The sequence below is a fragment of the Kitasatospora sp. NPDC127060 genome (assembly GCF_042724935.1).
Taxonomy (GTDB): Bacteria; Actinomycetota; Actinomycetes; order Streptomycetales; family Streptomycetaceae; genus Kitasatospora.
The window spans coordinates 1-7,060 of the sequence record NZ_JBHXEG010000159.1 but is presented as its reverse complement, the minus strand read 5'-3'; the positions used below and the strand labels follow the sequence as shown (position 1 = coordinate 7,060).

Here is a 7,060-nt window from a genome sequence, read left to right as displayed (position 1 = left end):
CACACCCGCCCGCCGACACCACCAACCACCGACCCGCCAGCGCACCCGAAGCCACCGCACCCGAAGCCACCGCACCCAGCGGAGCCCAACTGACGTGATACAGCAGCTCGTCCGGCTCGGACGCACCCGCGGGGCCGCCCAGCCAGGCGGGCAGCTCGGCCCGCTCGGCCGGGGTCGGCCAGTACCGCTCACGCTGGAAGGCGTAGGTCGGCAGGTCGGGGCGGGGAGCGGCGGCGGCTCCGAGGAGCGCCGTCAGGTCGACCGGGACACCGGCGGCGTGCGCCCGTCCGAGCCCGTCGAACAGGCTTCGCGGTTCGGAGCGGTCCTTGCGCAGCAGCGGAATCGTGACGGCCTCCGGCGCCGCCCCGTTCGCGGGGTCGGTGAGGATGCCCTGGGCCATGGCGGAGAGCACACCGTCCGGGCCGAGTTCGACGTAGCGGGTCGCGCCGAGCTGCGACGCGGTGCGGACGCCGTCGTGGAACAGCACCGCCTGGCGGACGTGCCGCACCCAGTAGTCGGGGGAGGTCAGCTCCTCCGCCGTGGCGAGTGCGCCGGTCACGTTGGAGACGACCGGGATCCTCGGCTCGGCCGCCGCCAGACGGCCGACGACCGCACCGAACTCGGCCAGCATCGGCTCCATCAACGGCGAGTGGAAGGCATGGCTGACCGACAGGCGCTTGACCCGGTGACCGGCCGCCACAGCCGCCTGCTCGATCTCCTCGATCGCCACGGCCTCACCCGAGAGGACCACGGACTGCGGCCCGTTCACCGCCGCCACGTCCACCCGGCCGGCGAAGCCGTCGAGGAGGGCCTCGGCCTTCTCGACCGGCACCCCGACGGCCAGCATCGCGCCGCCGGCGGGCAAGGCCTGCATCAGCCGGCCACGCGCCGCCACCAGCGCGGCCGCGTCCTCCAACGAGAACACCCCCGCCACATGCGCGGCGACGACCTCACCGATCGAGTGACCCAACAGGAAGTCCGGACGCACACCCCACGAGCCGAGGAGACGGAACAGCGCCACTTCCAGGGCGAACAGCCCGGCCTGCGCCCACACCGTACGGTTCAGCAGCTCGGCGTCCGCGCCGAACACCACCTCGCGGACCGAGCCGTCCAGCTGCTTGTCCAGCTCCGCGCAGACCGCGTCGAACGCGTCCGCGAACACCGGGAAGGCCTCGTACAACTCCCGGCCCATGCCCGGCCGCTGGGAGCCCTGACCGGTGAACAGGAACGCCGTCCTCGCGCTCTCCCGGGCGAGCAGGATCTCCCCCGCACCGCCCGCCAGTCCCTCCAGCGCAGCGAGGAGCTCCGCACGGTCGGCAGCGGTCAGCACGGCACGGCGGGCGAAGGCCGTCCGGGCCAGCGCGAGCTCGCGCCCGACCGCGACGAGGTCCGCGTCCGGACGGGACGCGAGGTACTCGCCCAGCCGCTCGGCCTGGGCGCGCAGCGCCTCCGCGGTCCTGGCCGACAGCGGCCACACCACCGGGGCGGTGGACGGCAGCGGGACTCGGTCCGCCTCGGGCTCCGTCGGGGCCTGTTCGAGGACGAGGTGCGCGTTGGTGCCGCTCATGCCGAACGAGGACACGGCGGCCCGACGCGGCCGGCCCGCGTCCGGCCACTCCTGGCGTTCCGTCAGCAGCGCCACGGCGCCGGAGGTCCAGTCGACGTGCGGAGTCGGCTCGTCCAGGTTCAGCGTCCTCGGCAGCACACCGTTGCGCATCGCCATGACCGTCTTGATGACGCCCGCCACGCCGGCCGCGGCCTGGGTGTGCCCGATGTTGGACTTGATCGAACCGAGCCACAGCGGGCGGTCCTCGGGGCGCTCCCGCCCGTAGGTGGCGAGCAGCGCCTGCGCCTCGATCGGGTCACCGAGCGCCGTGCCCGTGCCGTGCGCCTCGACGGCGTCGATGTCGGCGCCGGTCAGGCCCGCGTTGGCGAGGGCCTGACGGATCACCCGCTGCTGGGACGGGCCGTTGGGCGCGGTCAGACCGTTGGACGCGCCGTCCTGGTTGACGGCCGAGCCACGGATCACCGCCAGCACCCGGTGCCCGTTGCGCCGCGCGTCCGAAAGCCGCTCCACCAGCAGCATGCCCGCGCCCTCCGACCAGCCCGTGCCGTCCGCCGCCGCCGCGAAGGGCTTGCAGCGGCCGTCCGGGGAGAGGCCGCGCTGGCGGCTGAACTCGATGAACGACACCGGGGTGGACATCACGGTCACCCCGCCGGCCAGCGCGAGCGAGCACTCCCCGCGGCGCAGCGCCTCGGCCGCCAGGTGCAGCGCGACCAGCGACGAGGAGCAGGCGGTGTCCACCGTCAGCGCCGGTCCCTCCAGGCCCAGCGTGTACGCGATCCGGCCGGAGGCGACGCTCCCGGCGCCGCCCGTGCCGAGGTACCCCTCCAGGTTCTCCTCGGACGCCGAGACGAGCGCCGTGTAGTCCTGACCGTTGGTGCCGACGAACACGCCGGTACCGCTGCCGCGCACCGACTCGGGCGTCACCCCGGCCCGTTCGAAGGCCTCCCAGCTCGTTTCGAGCAGGAGACGCTGCTGCGGGTCCATGGCCAGCGCCTCACGCGGCGAGATCCCGAAGAACGCGGCGTCGAACTCGGCCGCATCGTGCAGGAATCCGCCGCCCCGGGTGTAGGTCGTGCCGATCCGGTCGGTGTCGGGGTCGTGCAGGGCGTCGAGGTTCCAGCCCCGGTCGGCCGGGAACGGCGTGATGGCGTCGACCTCGCCGTCGACCAGCCGCCACAGCTCCTCCGGGGAGTTCGCCCCGCCCGGGAAGCGGCAGCTCATGCCGATGATCGCGATCGGTTCGTCACTGCCGACCGTGCGGTGCGCGGTCTGCGTCCGGTCGTCTCCCCCGAGCAGTTCGGCCCGCAGGTGCCGGACCAGTGCGGCGGGGGTGGGGTGGTCGAAGACCAGGGTCGTGGGCAGGCTCAGTCCGGTCGCCCGGTTCAGCCGGTTGCGGAACTCGACGGCGGTCATGGAGTCGAAGCCGAGGTCCCGGAAGGCGCGTTCAGCGTCCTCGGTCTCCTGCGCATCGTGCCCGAGCACGGCGGCGACGGTCTCCCGGACCAGGTCGAGCAGAGCGCGACCCTGGTCCTCGGCCGCGTCGAGCCGGTGGGTCGTCGTGGACCCGGTGGTGTTCTCCTGCTGGGCGGCCGGCTGCTGCGACGGCGTCCGGCGCTTCTCGGCGGGGACGGTGTCGGGCCAGTAGCGCTGACGCTGGAAGGCGTACGTGGGCAGGTCGACCCGCCGGGCGCCCGAACCCCCGTACACGGCCTGCCAGTCGGGGGCGGCGCCCCAGCAGTGCAGGGTGCCCAGGGCGGCCGCGAGCGCCTGGTCCTCGGGGCGGTCGCGGCGCAGGAGGGAGGCGAAGACGTGGCCGTCGGTCGCGGTTCCGGTGCCGGTGTCCGTGCCGGTGTCCGTGTCGGTGTGCGTGTCGGTGTCGGTGAGGCAGTCCTGGGCGAGGGCCGTCAGGACGCCGTCCGGGCCGAGCTCGACGAAGCGGGCCGCGCCCAGCTCGGCCGCGGTGCGGACACCGTCGCGGAACAGCACCGCCTGGCGGACGTGCCGCACCCAGTAGTCGGGGGAGGTCAGCTCCTCCGCCGTGGCGAGAACGCCGGTCACGTTCGAGACGACCGGGATCCTCGGCTCGGCCGCCGCCAGACGGCCGACGACCGCACCGAACTCGGCCAGCATCGGCTCCATCAACGGCGAGTGGAAGGCATGGCTGACCGACAGGCGCTTCGCCCGCAGCCCCGCCGAGCGCACCAGTCCGGCCAGTTCCTCGACGGCATCCTCCGCACCCGAGAACACCACGGATCGCGGACCGTTCACGGCGGCCACGTCGACCCGGCCGGCGAACCCGGCGAGCAGCTCCGCCGCCTCCTCGACCGGCACCCCGACGGCCAGCATCGCGCCGCCGGCGGGCAGGGCCTGCATCAGGCGACCGCGCGCCGCCACCAGCGCGGCCGCGTCCTCCAGCGAGAACACCCCCGCCACATGCGCGGCGACGACCTCACCGATCGAGTGCCCGAGCAGCAGGTCGGACGAGATGCCCCATGATTCGAGGAGGCGGAACAGCGCCACCTCCAGGGCGAACAGCCCCGCCTGCGCCCACACCGTCCGGTTCAGCAGCTCCGCGTCCGCGCCGAACACGACGTCCCGAACCGAACCGTCCAGGTGTCTGTCCAACTCCGCACAGACCGCGTCGAACGCGTCCGCGAACACCGGGAACGCCCCGTACAACTCCCGGCCCATGCCCGGCTTCTGGGAGCCCTGACCGGTGAACAGGAACACCGTCCTGCCGCCGGAAGCGGCGACGTCCACCAGCTCCTTGGCCTGACGCCCCTCGGCCAGCGCCTCCAGCCCCCGCAGCAGCCCCTCACGGTCCGCCGCCACCACCGCCGCCCGGCGGGCGAGCGGGGAGCGGGTGGTCGCGAGTGAGAGCGCCACGTCGGTCACGCTCAGCGAGCTGTCCGCCGCGACGCGGACGGCCAGTCGCGCGGCCTGCTCCCGGAGCGCGGCCTCGTTGCGCGCGGAGAGCACCGAGACCGGCGGAACCGCCCCCGCGCCCGCCGGAGCAGCCGACTCGGTGCTCCGCGGCGCCTGTTCGAGGATCACATGCGCGTTGGTGCCGCTGATGCCGAACGAGGACACACCCGCACGACGCGGACGCCCCGTCTCCGGCCACGCCCGCTCCTCGGCCAGCAGCGAGACCGCACCCGCCGACCAGTCCACGTGCGGCGACGGCGCGTCGACGTGCAGGGTCCGCGGCAGCACCCCGTGGCGCATCGCCTGCACCATCTTGATCACACCCGCCACACCGGCGGCCGCCTGGGTGTGCCCCAGGTTCGACTTCACCGACCCCAGCCACAGCGGCCGGTCCTCCGACCGCCCCTGCCCGTACGTGGCCAGCAACGCCTGCGCCTCGATCGGGTCACCCAGCGTGGTGCCCGTACCGTGCGCCTCCACCGCGTCGACCTCGTCGGCCGTCAGCCGTGACTTCTGGAGCGCCATGGTGATGACCCGCTGCTGCGAGGGGCCGTTGGGCGCGGTCATCCCGTTCGAGGCACCGTCCTGGTTGACGGCCGAGCCCCGGATCACGGCCAGCACCTCGTGGCCGTTGCGCCGCGCGTCCGAAAGCCGCTCCAGCAGCACCAGTCCGATGCCCTCGGACCAGGAGGTGCCGTCGGCGCCGGCGGCGAACGGCTTGCAGCGGCCGTCGGCGGCGAGACCGCGCTGACGGGAGAACTCGATGAAGGTGTTCGGGCTGGACATCACGGTGACGCCACCGGCGAGCGCCAGCGAGCACTCACCCTCGCGCAGCGCCTGGCCGGCCAGGTGCATCGCGACCAGCGAGGAGGAGCAGGCGGTGTCGATCGTCACGGCCGGACCTTCGAGGCCGAGGCTGTAGGCGATCCGGCCCGAGGCGATGCTGCCCGCGCTGCCGTTGCCCGCGTAGCCCTCCAGGCCCTCCTGGTCCTGCACCAGGTTGACGTAGTCGTGGTACATCACACCCGTGAAGACGCCGGTCTGGGTGCCGCGCACCGAGGCCGGTGCGATCCCGGCCCGCTCGAAGGTCTCCCACGCGGCCTCCAGCAGGAGCCGCTGCTGCGGGTCCATGGCCAGCGCCTCGCGCGGGGAGATGCCGAAGAAGACCGGGTCGAAGTCGGCCGCCCCGTCGAGGAATCCGCCCTCACGGACGTACGAGGTTCCCTGGCGCTCGGGGTCCGGGTCGAAGAGTGCGTCCAGGTCCCAGCCACGGTCCTCGGGGAAGGCGCTGATCGCGTCGCCGCCGCCGGCCACCAGGTCCCAGAGGTCCTCGGGGGTGCGGACGCCCCCGGGGAAGCGGCAGGTCATGCCGACGATGGCGATCGGCTCGTCCGTCGTCGCGGCCGTGCCCGGGCCCGCCGTCGGAAGCGCGGTGCGGCCTTCGAGCAGGCGGGTGCGGAGGTAGCCGGCGAGGGCCGAGGGGCTGGGCTGGTCGAAGGCGAGGGTCGCGGGCAGGCGCAGTCCGGTGGCGGCGCCGAGCCGGTTGCGCAGTTCGACGGCGGTGAGGGAGTCGAAGCCGAGGTCCTTGAACACCTGGGTGGGGTCGAGCGGTTCGTTCGCCGCCAGGCCCAGCACGGTGGCCACCTCGGTGGCCACCAGGTCGAGCAGCACCCGCTCCTGCTGGGCCTCGGGGAGACCGGCCAGGCTCCGGGCGAGGCGGTTGCCGTCGGCCGAGCCGGTGTCGGCCGAGGCGGCGGCGCTCCTCCGGACCGGGGCCGTCACCAGTCCGCGCAGGACGGACGGCAGTTCACCCGCGGTGCGCAGCGAGGCGCGGTCCAGACGCATCGGGTACAGCACGGGGTGGTCATGGGTGAGGCCGGCGTCGAAGAGTGCCAGACCTTCCTCGGTGGACAACGGCAGCATCCCGCCCCGCGAGATCCGCCCCACCTCCACCGACCCCAGACCCGCCGTCATCCCACCACGCTCGGCCCACAGACCCCACGCCAACGACACACCCGGCAGACCGAGACCACGACGATACTGCGCGAACGCGTCCAGGAACGCGTTCGCCGCCGCGTAACTCCCCTGCCCCGGAGCCCCCAGAACCCCCGACGCCGAGGAGAACACCACGAACGCCGACAACCCCAGACCCACCGTCAACTCATGCAGGTTCCACACCGCGTCCACCTTCGGACGCAACACCCCGTCCACCCGAGCAGCGGTCAACGACTCCACCACACCGTCGTCCAACACACCCGCCGCATGAACCACACCGGTCAACGGCCGCCCCGCCGGAACACCCTCCAACAACTCCGCCAACGCCGCACGATCAGCCACATCACACGCCACCACCCGCGCCGACGCACCCAACCCCGCCAACTCCGCCACCAACTCCGCGGCACCCTCGCTGTCCGGACCACGACGACCCGTCAACACCAGATGACGAACCCCGTGAACCTCCACCAGATGCCGCGCCACCAACCGGCCCAACACCCCCAGACCACCCGTGACCAGCACCGTCCCACCAGCCCGGAAGCCGGAACCTGCGCCCGAGGACGAAGACGAGGA

1 protein-coding gene is annotated in these 7,060 nt (G+C 73.4%); it reads right to left on the bottom strand.

Annotated features, from left to right (window positions below):
• Nucleotides 1-7,060 (bottom strand): type I polyketide synthase (locus ACFWIS_RS40165; RefSeq protein WP_380524367.1); only part of this gene is annotated, 7,060 nt, incomplete at both ends.